This window comes from Pseudomonas sp. AAC (assembly GCF_000725445.1).
Taxonomy (GTDB): Bacteria; Pseudomonadota; Gammaproteobacteria; order Pseudomonadales; family Pseudomonadaceae; genus Pseudomonas; species Pseudomonas citronellolis.
Genome location: NZ_KL647096.1, coordinates 125,465 through 140,465, shown reverse-complemented (window position 1 = coordinate 140,465; position 15,001 = coordinate 125,465). Strand labels below are relative to the sequence as shown.

The following is a 15,001-nucleotide window of genomic DNA, read 5'->3' as shown; positions in this document are numbered from 1 at the left end:
TTCCGGTTGGCGCGGCCATGATACGCAGGCGGCGCGGCCAGCCCAAGCCACCCCCTCCCGCGACGTGCGCCGGCGCACTATGCTCTGGGAACCTGTTCCGATGATTGCCTGCCATGCCTGACTCCTTCTATGTGCGCCTGCCGGTCAAGGACGTGACCCTCGGTATGTACGTCCACGAGCTGTGCGGCTCCTGGATGGAGCACCCGTTCTGGCGCCGGCGCTTTTTGCTGGAAGACCCCGAGGACCTCAAGCGCCTGCGCGAGAGCGGTGTGCACGAAGTGCTGATCGACCCGGCCAAGGGCCTCGCGCCCCGCCCAGCGCTGGCCCCCGGCGAGTCCGCCGCACCGCCGCCGGCCTCGCCCGAGGAGGCGCCGGAGAAGCCCTGGCGCGCCATGGAAGACGAACTGCGCACTGCGCACCGGTTGTGCGTACAGTCCAAGCGCGCGGTCATGGCGATGTTCCAGGACGCGCGCATGGGCAAGGCGGTGAACGGCGAGCACGCCCAGGAGCTGGTGGAGGAAATCGCCGCCTCGGTGCAGCGCCATCCCAATGCGCTGATCAGCCTGGTGCGGCTGAAGAACGCCGACGAATACACCTACCTGCACTCGGTGGCGGTGTGCGCGCTGATGATCGCCCTGGCGCGCCAGCTCGGCCTGGACGAGGCGCTGGTGCGCGAGGCGGGCGCGGCCGGGCTGCTGCACGACATCGGCAAGATGCACGTGCCCATGGAACTGCTGAACAAGCCGGGGCGCCTGGACGAGCAGGAGTTCGCCCGGGTCCGCGAGCACCCGCAGCGCGGCCTGGACATCCTCCTCCAGGGCCGCCAGGTCGGCGCCCTGGTGCTGGACGTGTGCTTGCACCACCACGAGAAGCTCGACGGCAGCGGCTACCCGCACCGCCTGGCCGGCGAGCAGATCAGCCTGTTCGCGCGCATGGGCGCGGTCTGCGACATCTACGACGCCATCACCTCCGACCGCCCCTACAAGGCCGGCTGGGACCCCGCCGAGTCGATCCGGCGCATGGGCCAGTGGTGCGGCACGCACCTGGACGAGCAGGTGTTCCGCGCCTTCGTCAAATGCCTGGGCATCTACCCGGTGGGCTCGCTGGTGCGCCTGGAGAGCGAGCGCCTGGCGGTGGTGCTGGAGCAGCATCCCGAGGCGTTGCTCACCCCGGTGCTCAAGGTGTTCTATTCGATCCGCACGCGCGCGGCGATTCCCCAGCAGGTGCTCGACCTGGCCAAGCTCAAGGGCCGCGAGCGCATCGTCGGCCGCGAGTCGCCGGCGCAGTGGGGCTTCCGCAACCTGGAAACGCTGTGGAGCGGCCTGGACCGCCGCCGCGGCTCGCTGTTCGACGCCTGACAGCGGCCGCTGGCGAACCCCGGGCCGGCATGGTAGTCCTATGCGCCATGCATCCCGAACTGCCCTGGAGATTCCCGTGAAACCCGTTCTCGCCCTGCTTTCGCTGCTCGTCCTGCCCGGCCTGGCCCTCGCCGCCGAGCCCAAGCTCTACGGGCGCTACGAATGGGTCGGCCTGCCCGAGCTGGATCAGACGCTGCAGGCCAAGATGGACACCGGCGCCTACACCTCGTCGCTGTCGGCCAAGGACATCCAGCTGTTCCAGCGCGACGGCGACCAGTGGGTGCGCTTCCGCCTGGCCACCAAGGACGGCGGCGACTCGCAGTACGAGCACAAGCTGGCGCGCATCTCCAAGATCAAGAACCGCGCCGACGGCCGCGAGGAAGACGACGAGGAGGAGAACCCGGTGGCCCTCAGCGAGCGCCCGGTGATCCTGCTGCCGGTGTGCCTGGGCGGCGACCAGCAGGTGATCGAGGTCAACCTGGTCGACCGCAGCCACTTCAACTACCCCTTCCTGATGGGCGCCAAGGGCTTGCGCAAGTTCCACGTGGCGGTGGACGCAAGCGAGCGCTTCGCCGCCGGCAAGCCCAACTGCTTGGGCAGCCGCGAAGCCGATTGACGGGGCGCGGGCCTTGCGGCTTGATGGAAGGCCCGCCAGACCACGCACGGAAGCCATGCCGCACATTCTCATCGTCGAAGACGAAGCCGCCATCGCCGACACCCTGCTCTATGCCCTGCAGGCCGAAGGCTTCGCCACCACCTGGCTGAGCCTGGCCGGCGAGGCCCTGCAGCGCCTGCGCGAGGAGGCCTTCGACCTGGTCGTCCTCGACGTCGGCCTGCCCGACATCAGCGGCTTCGAGGCCTGCCGCCAGCTGCGCCGCTTCTCCGAGGTGCCGGTGATCTTCCTCACCGCCCGCGATGCCGAGATCGACCGCGTGGTGGGCCTGGAGATCGGCGCCGACGACTACGTGGTCAAGCCCTTCAGCCCGCGCGAACTGGCTGCGCGGGTCAAGGCCATCCTGCGTCGCGGGCCGCCCCGCGCCAGCACCGAGGCGGCCCCGGCCGGGCCCTTCCGGGTGGACGAGGAACGCTGCCTGATCCACTACCGCGGCCAGGCGCTGAGCCTCACCCTCCACGAATTCCGCCTGCTCCAGGCGCTGCTGGCGCGCCCGGGCCGGGTGTTCAGCCGCGAGCTGCTGCTGCAGGCCCTGGGCGTGGCGGCCCAGGCCGGCTACGAGCGCAACATCGACAGCCACATCAAGAGCCTGCGCGCCAAGCTGCGCCAGGTGGCCGCGGACGCCGAGCCGATCCAGACGCACCGCGGCCTGGGCTACAGCTACGCGGCGGAGCAGGCCTGATGCCGCTGGGCGTGCGGATCTTCCTGGCGTACTTCCTGTTCGTCGGGCTGACCGGCTACTTCGTGCTGAGCACGGTGATGGAGGAGATCCGCCCCGGGGTGCGCCAGTCCACCGAGGAAACCCTGGTGGACACCGCGAACCTGCTGGCCGAGATCCTGCGCGACGACCTGAAGAACGGCACCCTGGTCCACAGCCAGTTGCCGGAACTGCTCAAGGCCTATGGCGCGCGCAGCCCGCAGGCGGACATCTGGGGCGTGCGCAAGAACGCGGTGAACCACCGCATCTACGTCACCGACGCCCGCGGCATCGTCCTGCTGGACTCGGCGGGCGAGGCGGTGGGCCAGGACTACTCGCGCTGGAACGACGTCTACCTGACCTTGCAGGGCAAGTACGGCGCGCGCTCCAGCCGCGAATCGGCGGACGACCCGGACTCCTCGGTGATGTACGTGGCGGCGCCGATCAAGGATGGCGAGAAGATCATCGGCGTGGTCTCCGTTTCCAAGCCCAACCGCACCCTGCAGCCCTACATCGAGCGTTCGCAACGGCGCCTGGCCTGGCTCGGCGGCGGCCTGATCGTGCTCGGCCTGCTGGTTGGCGGGCTGCTCTCCTGGTGGCTGAGCGGCGCCCTGCGCAAGCTTACCCGCTACGCCCAGGCGGTCAGCGAGGGCCGCCGCGCCGAACTGCCGCGCTACCGCGGTGGTGAAATGGCGCAACTGGCCGAGGCGGTGGAGCGCATGCGCGTGCAGTTGGAGGGCAAGGCCTACGTCGAGCGCTACGTGCATACCCTGACCCACGAGCTGAAGAGCCCGCTGGCGGCCATCCGCGGCGCCGCCGAACTGTTGGAAGGCGAGATGCCGGCGGAGCAGCGCAGGCGCTTCGTCGACAACATTGCCGGCGAGAGCCAGCGTTTGCAGCAACTGGTGGAACGCCTGCTGAACCTGGCCCAGGTGGAGCAGCGCCAGGGGCTGGAGGACAGCGAACCGGTGTCGCTGCGTGAGCTGGTGGCGGAGCTGTTGCAGGCCAACCTGGCGCGGCTGGAAGGTTTGCGGGTGGAGAACGCGGTGCCGGCGGAGGCGGTGGTGACGGGGGAGCGTTTCCTGCTGCGCCAGGCGCTGGGCAACCTGCTGGACAATGCGCTGGATTTCACGCCGGCTGGTGGGGTGATTCGCTTCGGTGCGCTGCGCGAGGATGGGCACTGGCGGCTGGGGGTGTTCAACGAGGGGCCGGTGATTCCGGGCTATGCGCTGGAGCGGCTGACGGAGCGGTTCTACTCCTTGCCGCGGCCGGGGACGGGGCGCAAGAGCACGGGGCTGGGGTTGAACTTCGTTGCCGAGGTGGCGGGGTTGCATGGTGGAAGGTTGGGCGTGGGGAATGTCGAGGGTGGGGTGGAGGCTTGGTTGGAGTTGCCGGGGGGCTGACAAGGGAAGAGCCTGAGAGCCCCTCTCCCCAGCCCTCTCCCTGAAGGGAGAGGGGGCTTGTCCGTGCCGAGAGGAGGAATGGTTCAGCCGGAAACCTTCGGTGTTGCCGGCTAACTCCAAAATACCCAACCACGCCGAACGGTCCCCTCTCCCTTCAGGGAGAGGGTTAGGGAGAGGGAAAGGCGCCCACCCACCACACCGAAGCAAGCCCCCGCAAACTCCTCATCCCCAGCCCTCTCCCTGAGGGGAAAGGGGGTTGTCCGTGCCGAGAGCAGAAATGGTTTCAGCCGGAGACCGTCGGTGTTGCCGACTAACTCCAAAATACCTAACCACGCCGAACGGTCCCCTCTCTCTTCAGGGCGGGGCGCGCAGCCGAGGTTAGGGAGAGGGAAAGGCGCCACCCACCACACCAAGCCAGCCCCCACACAATCCCCACAAATTCCCCATCCCCCCACCACGAAGCCCCCACAGTACCGACCCAGACTCTCCACCACCCCAATCCCCCCGGAGAGTCCCCATGAACCGACCCCTGCTCCTCAAGCTCGGCGCCATCGCCGTGCTCATGCTCCTGCTGCTGGTCCCCCTGCTGATGATCGACGGCCTGGTTGGCGAGCGGCAGGCCTACCGCGACGGCGTGCTGCAGGACATCGCCCGCAGTTCCGCCTACGCCCAGCGCCTGCGCGGGCCGCTGCTGGTGGTGCCCTACGTGCGCCAGGTGCTGGAGTGGGAGCGCGACGAGCGCAGCGGCACCCGCGTGCAGGTGCAGCGGGAGAAGCGCGGGCGCCTGTACTTCCTGCCGGAAACCTTCCTGGTCGACGGCCAGATGACCACCGAACTGCGCCACCGCGGCATCTACGAGGCGCGCCTGTTCCACCTGGAAAGCCGCGTCAGCGGCAGCTTCGTGGTGCCGGCGCACTACGGCGTGGGTGACGAACTGGCCAGCTACCGCTTCGAGCAGCCGTTCCTGGCGGTGGGCATCAGCGACGTGCGCGGCATCCAGAACGCCCTCAAGCTGAGCCTCGACGGCCGCACCCTGGACTTCGCCCCCGGCAGCCGCTCGCAGCGCCTGGGCGAGGGCGTGCACGCGGCGCTGCCGCTGGAGGCCAGCGCCGCCGAACAGCGCTTCGACTACGCCTTCGAGCTGGCCCTGCTGGGCAGCTCGCGGCTGGACATCACCCCGGTGGGCCGCGACAGCCAGGTCAGCCTCAAGGCCGACTGGCCGCACCCCAGCTTCGGCGGCGAGTTCCTGCCGGTGGAACGCAGCATCGGCGCCGACGGCTTCAGCGCGCGCTGGCGCACCAGCTTCTTCGCCAGCAGCATGGAAGAGGCGCTGCAGAACTGCTTCGCCGGCAAGGGTTGCGACACCTTCGACTCGCGCAGCTTCGGCGTCAGCCTGGTGGACCCGGTGGACCAGTACCTCAAGGCCGACCGCGCGCTGAAGTACGCGCTGCTGTTCATCGGCCTGACCTTCTCCGGCTTCTTCCTCTTCGAGGTGCTCAAGGGCCTGGCCTTGCACCCGGTGCAGTACGCCCTGGTCGGCCTGGCCCTGGCGCTGTTCTACCTGCTGCTGCTGTCGCTGGCCGAGCACGTCGGCTTCGAGCGCGCCTACCTGGCGTCCTCCGGCGCCTGCGTGGCGCTGATCGGCTTCTACCTGTGCACGGTGCTGCGCAGCGTGGTGCGCGGCTGTGCCTTCGGCGCCGGACTGGCGCTGCTCTACGCCATGCTCTACGGCCTGCTGCGGGCCGAGGACTACGCGCTGCTGATGGGCTCGCTGCTGCTGTTCGCGCTGCTCGCCGGGGTGATGGCGCTGACCCGCCGGCTGGACTGGTACGGCGTCGGCCGGCGTGCGGACGAGCCGAGCTTCTCCCTGGACGAAGTGAGCCACGAAGGCTGAAGGAGGCCGCCATGCACCTGCTGACGCGTTTCTCCCTGTGCCTGGCCGGCGGCCTGCTGCTGAGCGTGATGGCCCTGCCGCTGCTGATGTTCGTCGGCCACTTCGAGCTGATCGCCTGGCTCGCCGCCAGCGGCAAGCCGCTGGCCTGGCTGGCCCTGCACCTGCCGCCGGCGGATTTCTGGGATGGCCTCACCGGCGCCCGGGACGCGGCGAACAACCCCCACGTGCGTTCCTTCCTGGAACTGTGCGCGGGCTTCGCCCAGCTCGGCCTGCTGCTGGCGCTGCCGCTGTACTACTGGGGCGCGCGGCGATGAGCGCCTGGCGCGGGTTGCGCGAGGAGCGCCAGGCCGGCCGGCGCTTGGCGCGGCAGATCGCGGTGCTGGTGCTGCGGGTGCGCGGGGAAGGGTTCGCGAGCAAGGCTGGACCCGCTCTTCGTAGGATGGGTTGAGCTTGCGAAACCCATGCGGTCTGGTGATGGGTATCGCTTCGCTCAACGCCATCCTACGAGGGGCTGCCGTAGGCTTTTCGTAGGGCGAATAACGCGCCAGCGTTATCCGCCGTCGACGCCGCGCTGCTCCGTCAGACCGGCTGCGTGGCCTGCAGCGATGGGCGTTTGGCGGCCTCGGCGTACCAGGCCGCGAGCTTCGGGTACTGCTCGCGCCAGGCCCAGTCGGGGCGGCGGAAGTCGAGGTAGCCCAGGGCGCAGGCCAGGCCGATGGCGACTATGTCGAAGCGCTCGTTCAGCGCTGCGAAGGCCTCGCCCTCGAAGTGCGCCAGGGCGCGTTCGATCTTCTGCTGCTGGCCTTGCAGCCAGCCGTCCCAGCGCTTCTCCTCGGGGCGCACGAAGGTTTCGTAGCGGCTGATCACGGCGGCGTCCATGATGGCGTCGGCCAGCGCGGCGAGGGTCAGGCGCTGCCAGCGCTGCGGGCCTTCGCGGGGGATCAGCGGTGCGCCGGCGTGCTGCTGGTCGAGGTATTCGACTATCACCCGGCTGTCGTACAGGGCCTGGCCGTCGGCCAGGCGCAGGCAGGGGATCTTGCCCGCCGGGTTGCAGGCGTTGACACCGTTGTCCGGGCTCACCGGGCTGAGGTTGGCGGCCTGCAGGCGCACCTTGTCGAGCTGGCCGGTCTCGTGCAGCAGCACCATGACCTTGCGCACGAAGGGCGAGGCGGGGGCGTGGAACAGGGTGAGGGTGGGGCTCATGGAATCTCCTGGTTACTCGCGGATGACCAGCAGGCGGTCGCTGCCGGCGTCGGCGCCCCAGACCTCGCCGGGGCGGCCGCTGAGCTGGCTGACCCGGGCCTCGGCCTGGTCGCTGGGGTAGGCGGTGAATTTCTCGCTCTGCGGGTCGAAGCGCAGCACGGCGTCGCCGCCCAGGTCGCTGAGCCACACGCGGTCCATGGCATCGACGTAGAGCGCGCCGGGCTGCGGATGGTCGCCCGGCAGGCGCCAGCTCTTCCACTTGCCGTCGCTGGGGTCGAAGCGCCCGAGCCGTCCGCTGCCGGCCTCGCTCACCCACAGCCGGCCGATGGAGTCGGCGCCCAGTTGCTGCGGCCGGCCGCCCTGTTCGGGCAGCGGGAAGCGGGTGACGGCCTGGCCGAGAGGGTCGATGCGGTTGATGCTGTCGTCGTCGGCGGAGGCGTACCAGACCTGGCCGTCGGGCGTCACCGCCAGGCCCTGGGCGCCCTTGCCGCCGGGTGTGGCCCAGACGTCGAGCTTGCGCGTGGCGGGGTCGATGCGGCCGTAGAAGCCCTTCGCGCCGGTGAACCAGATGTCGTGGTCGTCATCGAACACCAGGCTGTCCAGGCCGGCGTCGGCGGCCTCCTTGGGCAGCGGCACGACTTCGCTGCCGAGGCGGTCCGGGTCGACGCGGACCAGGGCGTTGAGGCCGCTGTCGGCGATCCAGGCCTCGCCATCCGGGCCGGCCAGCACGGCGCGCGGCACCGAGCCCTTGCCCAGGCTGACCTGCTCGTCCTGCCCGCTTTGCGGGTCGAAGCGGCCCAGCGAGCCGTTGCCCTCGGCGACGTACCACAGCCGGCCATCGTCGAGCATGGCCACGGCCTGGGGCGCGGCGCCCTTGGTCAGGGGGTAGTACTGCGGGTCGGCGGCGTGGGCGGCGCAGCTCAGCAGAAGGCCGAGCAGGGCGGGCAGGAATCGCGGGCTTTGCGGCATTGGGGAGGCTCCCGGGCGTGGCCGTTGGAAGGCGCACTGTAGCGCGCCACGCGCCGGGAGGCGAACGGCGCGCGGGGAACGCGCCGTGTGGGGTGGCCGCCGTGGCGGCCGGAGGTCAGAACTTGTAGTCGAGGCTGGCGACCACGTTGCGACGGTCGCCGTAGTAGCAGTAGAAGCCGTCGCAGGTGGAGATGTATTCCTTGTCGAAGACGTTGTTCGCGTTCACCGCCACGCTCAGCCCTTTCAGGCTGTTGTCCACGCGGCCGAGGTCGTAGCGCACCGCGGCGTCGTACAGGGTGTAGGAACCGGTATGGCCGTCCGACTTGTCGCGCACGTAGGCCATGCTGCCGATGGCGATGTTGTCGGTCTCGCCCACGTAGCGGGTGCCGAAGCCGATGCCGAAGCCGTCGAGCAGGCCTTCGTGCCAGGTGTAGTCGGCCCACAGCGAGGCCTGGTTCTCCGGCGTCAGCGGCAGCGGACGGTTCTTGTCCAGCGGGTCGGCGACCTTGGTCATCTTGCTGTTGGAGTAGGTGTAGGCGGCGGTCACCTTGAGGTTGTCGGTGACGTTGCCGACGGCTTCCAGTTCGAGGCCGCGCACCTGCGCCTCGCCCACCGGGTTGCTGCGGCCCAGGGAGTCGGAGAGCACGATGTTCTGCCGCTTCAGGTCGTAGACGGCGGCGCTGAGCAGCAGGTCGCGGCCGGGCGGCTGGTACTTGATGCCCAGTTCGTACTGCTTGCCGGTGCTCGGTTCGAAGGCCATGCCGTTGTTGCCGCCGGCCTCGGTCTGGAACGACTCGGCGTAGGAGATGTAGGGCGCCAGGCCGTTGTCGAACACGTAGCTGAGCGCCGCGTTGCCGCTGAACTGGCTGTCGCGGCGGGTGTCGGTGGCGCCGCCGGCGTTGTAGAACTTCGAGCCGGTGTGGGCCCAGTCATGGCGGCCGCCGAGGGTCAGGCGCCAGTTGTCCAGGGACATCTGGTCCTGGGCGTAGAGGCCGGTGTCGCGCATCTTCTGGTTGTAGTCGTTGTACGCGGTGTAGCTGACGTTGCTGAAATCCTGGCCGTAGATCGGCTGCTTGATGTTGCTGCTCGGCGCGCTGCCGTACAGCCACTGGTAGTTGGTGTTGGCGCGCTGGTGGTCGAGACCCAGCAGCAGGGTGTGCTTGACCGGGCCGGTGGCGAAGTCGGCCTGGAAGTTGTTGTCGATGGCGAACTGGCTGATGTCTTCGTTGACCACGTTGGCGCCGCGCGCCACGGTGCCGTCGTCGCTCACCGCGGTGGCCCAGCCGCCGGCGGTGATGCCCTGGAACGATAGGTCGCTCTTGGTGTAACGCAGGTTCTGGCGGAACTGCCAGACGTCGTTGAAGCGGTGCTCGAAGGCGTAACCCAGGGCGTAGTACGTTTTGTCGTAGAACTCCCAGTCCGGGTCGCCCAGGTTCTCGTGGTACTTCACCTTGCCGGCCGGGGTCGACAGCTTGGTGCCCTGCAGCGGCAGGAACTGGCTGGTGATGCCGGTATCGTCGCGGTTGAACTGCGAGAGGAAGGTCAGGCGGGTGTCTTCGTCGAAGTTCCAGGTCACGCTGGGCGCGATGTTGTAGCGCTTGCTGTCGACGTGCTCGACCTGGGTGTTGCTGTCGCGCACCACGCCGCTGACGCGGTAGAGCATCTTGCCCTGGTCGTCGATCTTGCCGGTGCTGTCGAAGGAAATCTGCTTGTGCTCGTAGCTGCCGACCTGCAGCTGCACTTCATGGCTGCTTTCTTCCTGCGGGCGGCGGCTGACCATGTCCAGCAGGCCGCCGGGCGGGGTCTGGCCGTACAGCGAGGAGGCCGGGCCGCGCAGCAGGGCGACGCGCTCCAGGTCCCAGGTTTCCAGCTTGGGCATGGTGTAGGAGCCCTTGGGCAGCGGCAGGCCGTCGAGGAACTGGGTGGGCTCGAAGCCGCGCACCTTCAGCCATTCGGCGCGGGTGTCGCTGCCGTAGCTGCTGGCGATCACGCCGGGCATGTAGCGCACCGCATCGTCGAGGTTCTGTACGTTGCGGTCCTGCATCTGCTCGCGGGTGGCCACGGAAATTGACTTGGGCGTTTCGAGGATCGAGCTGTCGGTCTTGGTGCCGGCGCGGGTGCGAGTGGCGACGTAGCCGACGGTCGGCCCTTCGGGGTCTTCCTGGGAAGCGCTCACGGTGGTAGCGCCCATGGCCAGGGTGTCCTTGGGCAGCGGGCGCACGCTGTAGCTGCCGGATGCGTTCTCCACCAGCTCCAGGCCGGTGCCTTCCAGCGCCTGGCGCAGCGCGCCGAGGCCGTCGAAGCGGCCCTGCACGGCATGGGCGCTGCGGCCGTTGGCCAGGGCCGGGTCGATGCTCAGGCTGATGCCGGCTTGCGCGGCGATGCGGTTGAGGGTGCTGGCCAGCGGGGCGGCGGGCAACTGGTAGTCGCGCATGGCATCGGCTGCGACGCAAGCCAGCGGGCTGGCGAGAAGGATGGCGGCGGCCAGCAGGTGCGGGCGGAAGGCCATGGTGGGGGACGGCATCGGGGATTCACTCCTGGGTGTGAATATGTCTCGTTCGCCTGATTGCCGGTCGAGAATCGAAAAGTGATAGGGCTGTGCGGAAAAAAATTTCGCGGGGCCTGTTTCCGGACCGCCCGGCCGCGCGTAGGGGCGGATTCCATCCGCGATCCGGCTACCAGGCCGGCGCCATGCCTTGTAGCGGCATGGCAGGAGAAACACGAACGTAGGATGGGTGGAGCGAAGCGATACCCATCGCCATGGCCGCATGGGTTTCGCCAAGGCTCAAACCATCCTACGAAGAGCGTTTCGAGTGGCCGGTAAGGGGCTCAGCCCCGCGGCACCACCTTCGTCCACCAACCGCCGTGCCGCTCGATGCGCACCGGCAGGCTCGGCGGCAGCGAATCCAGGGCCAGGTCGGTGTCGCGCAGGGAGAAGCTGCCGCTGATGCGCAGGTCGGCCAGCGCCGGGTCCAGGCCCAGGTAGCTGCTGCGGTACTGGCCGAGTTTCTCCAGCAGGTCGGCCAGCCGCATGTTGTCGGCCACCAGCATGCCGTGGGTCCAGGCGTCGGCGGTGGCGCTGTTGGCCTCCAGCGGGCCCAGGCCGTCGGCGCGCAGCAGCACGTGGCGGCCCTGGGGGACGACGGTTTCGTCGCGGCCCCGCTCGGGCCTGGCCGCCACCGCCGACTGCAGCACGCTGAGCAGGGTGCCGTCGGCCTGGCGTTCCACCAGGAAGCGGGTGCCCAGGGCGCGCAGGCGGCCGTCGCGGGTTTCGACGATGAACGGGCGGCTGTCGCCGTGGGCGGTCTGCACCATGATTTCGCCGCTGAGCAGGACGATGCGCCGCTCGCTGGCGTCGAAACGGATGTCCAGGGCGGTGCGGCTGTCCAGTTGCACCAGGGTGTCGTCGGGCAGGCGAAGTTCGCGCAGCTCGCCGGTGCCGGTGACCACGTCGGCCAGGGCGTAGCGCAGCGGCAGGTAGCGGTTGCCCACGCCCAGCGCCAGCACCCCGGCCAGCAGCAGCGACAGGCCGGTGCCGGCCAGCCGGCGCAGCTTGCGCCGCGATTCGCCCGGCGCGCGCAGCAAGGCGCTGCGCGCCGCGGGGCCGGCGGCCGCGCTCAGGTTGCGGTCGAGCATGCCCAGCTGGCGCCAGGCGCGGGCGTGTTCGCTGTGGGCGGCGTGCCAGTGGGCGAAGGCGGCTTCGTCCTCGGCATGGGCCTCGCCCGAACCCAGGCGCAACTGCCAGGCGATGGCCTCGTCGAGGATGCGGACCGAGACCGGGCCCTTCATGTCGGCTCGCCGTACAGGGCGATGTAGCACTGGCGCAGGCCCTGGGCGATGTACTGGCGTACCCGCGGCACCGACACGCCCAGGCGCTCGGCGATCTCGGCGTGGCCCAGGCCGTCCAGGCGGTTGAGCAGGAAGGCGCTGCGCGCGCGGCTGGACAGCTTGCCCAGCAGGCGGTCGATCTCGCGCAGGTCGGCGAGGATGAGGAACTGGGTTTCCACCGAGGGCTGCTCGGCCTCGGGCAGTTGCAACAGCTCGTCGAGGTAGGCCTGCTCCAGCGCCTGGCGGCGCCAGTGGTCGACCAGCAGGCCCTTGGCCACGGTCACCAGGAAGGCCCGCGGCTCGCGCAGGCTGGGCAGCTCGCGGCGGTCGAGGATGCGCACGAAGGTGTCCTGGCCGAGGTCCTCGGCGCGCTGCGGGCAGCCGACGCTGCGATTGAGCCAGGCGAGCAGCCAGTCGCGGTGGTCGCGGTAGAGCGCGCCTACGAATTCGCCATTGCCAGTCTGGACTGCCGACACCTTTGCTCCCCCACCCCGATTCGGAATGAACGACAAAACGATAACTATTCGCAAATGATCGCAAAGTGCAACCAGCCTGCGCAATCGGCGCCTGTCGGTTTTCGGGAAAAAGGCGGGCCGGAAATGAAAAAACCGCCCCGAAGGGCGGTTTTTCAGCTTACGCAGGCGCGAATCAGAGGCCGTTTTTCGCCTTGAATTCGCGACGACGGCGGTGCAGCACCGGCTCGGTGTAGCCGTTGGGCTGTTTGGTGCCTTCGACCACCAGTTCCAGCGCAGCCTGGAAGGCCACGTTGTCGTCGAAGTTCGGCGCCATCGGGCGGTACAGCGGGTCGTTGGCGTTCTGCCGGTCGACCACCGCGGCCATGCGCTTGAGGCTCTCGACCACCTGCTCCTCGGTGATCACGCCGTGGCGCAGCCAGTTGGCCAGCAGCTGGCTGGAGATGCGCAGGGTGGCGCGGTCTTCCATCAGGCCGACGTCGTTGATGTCCGGCACCTTGGAGCAGCCGACGCCCTGGTCGATCCAGCGCACCACGTAGCCGAGGATGCCCTGGGCGTTGTTGTCGATCTCGTTCTTGATCTCTTCCGCGCTCCAGTTGGTGTTGGGCGCCAGCGGAATGCTCAGGATGTCGTCGACCGAGGCCGGCGCGCGCTTGGCCAGTTCGGCCTGGCGGGCGAACACGTCGACCTTGTGGTAGTGCAGGGCGTGCAGGGTGGCCGCGGTGGGCGAGGGCACCCAGGCGGTGTTGGCGCCGGCCAGCGGATGGGCGATCTTCTGCTCGAGCATGGCGGCCATCAGGTCGGGCATGGCCCACATGCCCTTGCCGATCTGCGCCTTGCCCTGCAGGCCGGTGGCCAGGCCGACGTCGACGTTGTTGTTCTCGTAGGCGCCGATCCACTTCTCGGTCTTCATGGCGCCCTTGCGCACCACGGCGCCGGCTTCCATGGAGGTGTGGATTTCGTCGCCGGTGCGGTCGAGGAAGCCGGTGTTGATGAACACCACGCGCTCGCGGGCTTCCTTGATGCAGGCCTTGAGGTTGATGGTGGTGCGGCGTTCCTCGTCCATGATGCCGACCTTCAGGGTGTTGCGCGGCAGGCCCAGCACGTCTTCGACGCGGCCGAACAGCTCGTTGGTGAAGGCGACTTCTTCCGGACCGTGCATCTTCGGCTTGACGATGTACACGCTGCCGGTGCGGGTGTTCTTGCGGGTGGTGTTGCCGTTGAGGTTGTGCACCGCGATCAGGCTGGTGAACAGGCCGTCCTGGATGCCCTCGGGCACCTCGTTGCCGTTCTTGTCGAGAATGGCGTCGTTGGTCATCAGGTGGCCGACGTTGCGCACGAACAGCAGGGAGCGGCCGTGCAGGGTCAGCTCGGAGCCGTCGGCCTTGGTGTAGACGCGGTCCGGGTTCATGGTGCGGGTGAAGGTGGTGCCGCCCTTGCTGACTTCCTCGGCGAGGTCGCCCTTCATCAGGCCCAGCCAGTTGCGGTAGATGACCACCTTGTCGTCGGCGTCGACCGCGGCGACCGAGTCCTCGCAGTCCATGATGGTGGTCAGCGCGGCCTCCATCAGCACGTCCTTCACGCCGGCGGCGTCGGTCTGGCCGATGGGGCTGGCGGGGTCGATCTGGATCTCGAAGTGCAGGCCGTTGTGCTTGAGCAGCACGGCTTGCGGCTTGGCCGCCTCGCCCTGGAAGGCGATGAACTGGGCGGCGTTCTTCAGGCCGCTCTGGCTGCCGTTCTTCAGGGCGACGACCAGCGCGCCGTTGTTCACGCTGTAGGCGGTGGCGTCGACGTGGCTGCCGGATTCCAGCGGCGCGGCTTCGTCGAGGAAGGCGCGGGCGAAGGCGATGACCTTGTCGCCGCGGACCTTGTTGTAGCCCTTGCCCTTCTCGGCGCCGTTCTCTTCGCTGATGGCGTCGGTGCCGTACAGCGCGTCGTACAGCGAGCCCCAGCGGGCGTTGGAGGCGTTCAGGGCGAAGCGCGCGTTCATCACCGGCACCACCAGCTGCGGGCCGGCCATGTGGGCGATTTCTTCGTCGACGTTCTGGGTGCTGGCCTGGAAGTCTTCGGCTTCGGGCAGCAGGTAGCCGATCTCCTGCAGGAAGGCCTTGTAGGCCGCGGCGTCATGGGCCTGGCCGGCGCGGGCCTGGTGCCAGCCATCGATCTTGGCCTGCAGCTCGTCGCGCTTGGCGAGCAGGGCCTTGTTCTTCGGGGCCAGGTCGTTGACCACGGCCTCCACGCCTGCCCAGAACTTGCCGGCGTCTACGCCGGTACCGGGGATGGCTTCGTCGTTGACGAAGTCGAACAGGACTTTGGCGACCTGCAGGCCACCGACTTGAACGCGTTCAGTCATTGCTTGCCTCACTCTGCTCAGGACCAGCTCGGAACCCAGGCAAGACGCCTTGTAGTCCGAGCCGCGGAATACTACATGATGCCGTGGGAAAAATCAGTGGGCTTGCGTCGCGGTTAGACCAAAGAACGCATCTCAGTCACGTAGCAGCAA

General features: G+C 68.7%; 12 protein-coding genes. 6 read left to right on the top strand and 6 right to left on the bottom strand.

Annotated features, from left to right (window positions below; all coding sequences use genetic code 11):
- The first annotated feature begins 113 nt into the window (after nucleotides 1-113).
- The 6 genes from FG99_RS10475 to FG99_RS10450 all read left to right on the top strand — a co-directional run bounded on the left by FG99_RS10475 (nucleotide 114) and on the right by FG99_RS10450 (nucleotide 6,339).
- Entirely contained in the window at nucleotides 114-1,358 is a 1,245-nt protein-coding gene (locus FG99_RS10475; RefSeq protein ID WP_043269394.1) for an HD-GYP domain-containing protein, read from the top strand.
- Nucleotides 1,359-1,434: 76 nt separating this feature from the next.
- Nucleotides 1,435-1,974 (top strand): retropepsin-like aspartic peptidase RloA2, encoded by a 540-nt coding sequence (locus FG99_RS10470; RefSeq protein ID WP_043269392.1) that lies wholly within the window; start codon nucleotides 1,435-1,437, stop codon nucleotides 1,972-1,974.
- 55 nt (nucleotides 1,975-2,029) lie between these two features.
- Nucleotides 2,030-2,713 carry a two-component system response regulator CreB gene (creB, locus tag FG99_RS10465; RefSeq protein WP_043269390.1) on the top strand — a complete coding sequence of 228 codons (684 nt, stop codon included), beginning with the start codon at nucleotides 2,030-2,032 and terminating at the stop codon, nucleotides 2,711-2,713.
- The gene (gene creC / locus FG99_RS10460) at nucleotides 2,713-4,131 is read left to right on the top strand and encodes a two-component system sensor histidine kinase CreC (protein WP_043269388.1); all 1,419 of its coding nucleotides are present in this window, start codon (nucleotides 2,713-2,715) and stop codon (nucleotides 4,129-4,131) included. Before creB ends, creC begins: the two co-directional genes overlap by 1 nt.
- Before the next feature lie 517 nt (nucleotides 4,132-4,648).
- On the top strand, nucleotides 4,649-6,025 hold the full coding sequence (gene creD / locus FG99_RS10455) for a cell envelope integrity protein CreD (protein WP_043269386.1): 1,377 nt from the start codon (nucleotides 4,649-4,651) through the stop codon (nucleotides 6,023-6,025).
- 11 nt (nucleotides 6,026-6,036) lie between these two features.
- Nucleotides 6,037-6,339, top strand: coding sequence for a hypothetical protein (locus FG99_RS10450; RefSeq protein ID WP_043269384.1), 303 nt, complete (start codon nucleotides 6,037-6,039; stop codon nucleotides 6,337-6,339).
- A 265-nt stretch (nucleotides 6,340-6,604) separates the two neighbouring features.
- Here FG99_RS10450 and FG99_RS10445 read toward each other — a convergent pair whose 3' ends face one another.
- The 6 genes from FG99_RS10445 to FG99_RS10420 form a co-directional block, all read right to left on the bottom strand.
- Nucleotides 6,605-7,228, bottom strand: a complete 624-nt coding sequence (locus FG99_RS10445) for a glutathione S-transferase (RefSeq protein WP_043269382.1) — start codon at nucleotides 7,226-7,228, stop codon at nucleotides 6,605-6,607.
- 12 nt (nucleotides 7,229-7,240) lie between these two features.
- Nucleotides 7,241-8,197, bottom strand: coding sequence for a Vgb family protein (locus FG99_RS10440; protein WP_043269380.1), 957 nt, complete (start codon nucleotides 8,195-8,197; stop codon nucleotides 7,241-7,243).
- 115 nt (nucleotides 8,198-8,312) lie between these two features.
- A complete protein-coding gene (locus tag FG99_RS10435) occupies nucleotides 8,313-10,721 on the bottom strand; it encodes a TonB-dependent siderophore receptor (RefSeq protein ID WP_043269377.1) in 2,409 nt (802 codons plus the stop codon).
- 305 nt (nucleotides 10,722-11,026) lie between these two features.
- A complete protein-coding gene (locus FG99_RS10430; RefSeq protein ID WP_043269375.1) occupies nucleotides 11,027-11,986 on the bottom strand; it encodes a FecR family protein in 960 nt (319 codons plus the stop codon).
- A complete protein-coding gene (locus FG99_RS10425) occupies nucleotides 11,983-12,501 on the bottom strand; it encodes an RNA polymerase sigma factor (RefSeq protein ID WP_043269373.1) in 519 nt (172 codons plus the stop codon). The genes FG99_RS10430 and FG99_RS10425 overlap by 4 nt, the downstream gene beginning before the upstream one ends.
- A gap of 172 nt (nucleotides 12,502-12,673) precedes the next feature.
- Complete coding sequence (locus tag FG99_RS10420; protein WP_043269371.1) at nucleotides 12,674-14,851, bottom strand: malate synthase G; 2,178 nt, start codon at nucleotides 14,849-14,851, stop codon at nucleotides 12,674-12,676.
- Nucleotides 14,852-15,001: the final 150 nt, after the last annotated feature.

What these genes read in the sequence shown, in the direction of transcription:
- creD (WP_043269386.1), top strand. Translation starts at nt 4,649, where the DNA reads ATGAACCGACCCCTGCTCCTCAAGCTCGGCGCCATCGCCGTGCTCATG.
- creC (WP_043269388.1), top strand. Translation starts at nt 2,713, where the DNA reads ATGCCGCTGGGCGTGCGGATCTTCCTGGCGTACTTCCTGTTCGTCGGG.
- creB (WP_043269390.1), top strand. Translation starts at nt 2,030, where the DNA reads ATGCCGCACATTCTCATCGTCGAAGACGAAGCCGCCATCGCCGACACC.
- FG99_RS10420 (WP_043269371.1), bottom strand. Translation starts at nt 14,851, where the DNA reads ATGACTGAACGCGTTCAAGTCGGTGGCCTGCAGGTCGCCAAAGTCCTG.
- FG99_RS10430 (WP_043269375.1), bottom strand. Translation starts at nt 11,986, where the DNA reads ATGAAGGGCCCGGTCTCGGTCCGCATCCTCGACGAGGCCATCGCCTGG.
- FG99_RS10450 (WP_043269384.1), top strand. Translation starts at nt 6,037, where the DNA reads ATGCACCTGCTGACGCGTTTCTCCCTGTGCCTGGCCGGCGGCCTGCTG.
- FG99_RS10475 (WP_043269394.1), top strand. Translation starts at nt 114, where the DNA reads ATGCCTGACTCCTTCTATGTGCGCCTGCCGGTCAAGGACGTGACCCTC.
- FG99_RS10435 (WP_043269377.1), bottom strand. Translation starts at nt 10,721, where the DNA reads ATGCCGTCCCCCACCATGGCCTTCCGCCCGCACCTGCTGGCCGCCGCC.
- FG99_RS10440 (WP_043269380.1), bottom strand. Translation starts at nt 8,197, where the DNA reads ATGCCGCAAAGCCCGCGATTCCTGCCCGCCCTGCTCGGCCTTCTGCTG.
- FG99_RS10445 (WP_043269382.1), bottom strand. Translation starts at nt 7,228, where the DNA reads ATGAGCCCCACCCTCACCCTGTTCCACGCCCCCGCCTCGCCCTTCGTG.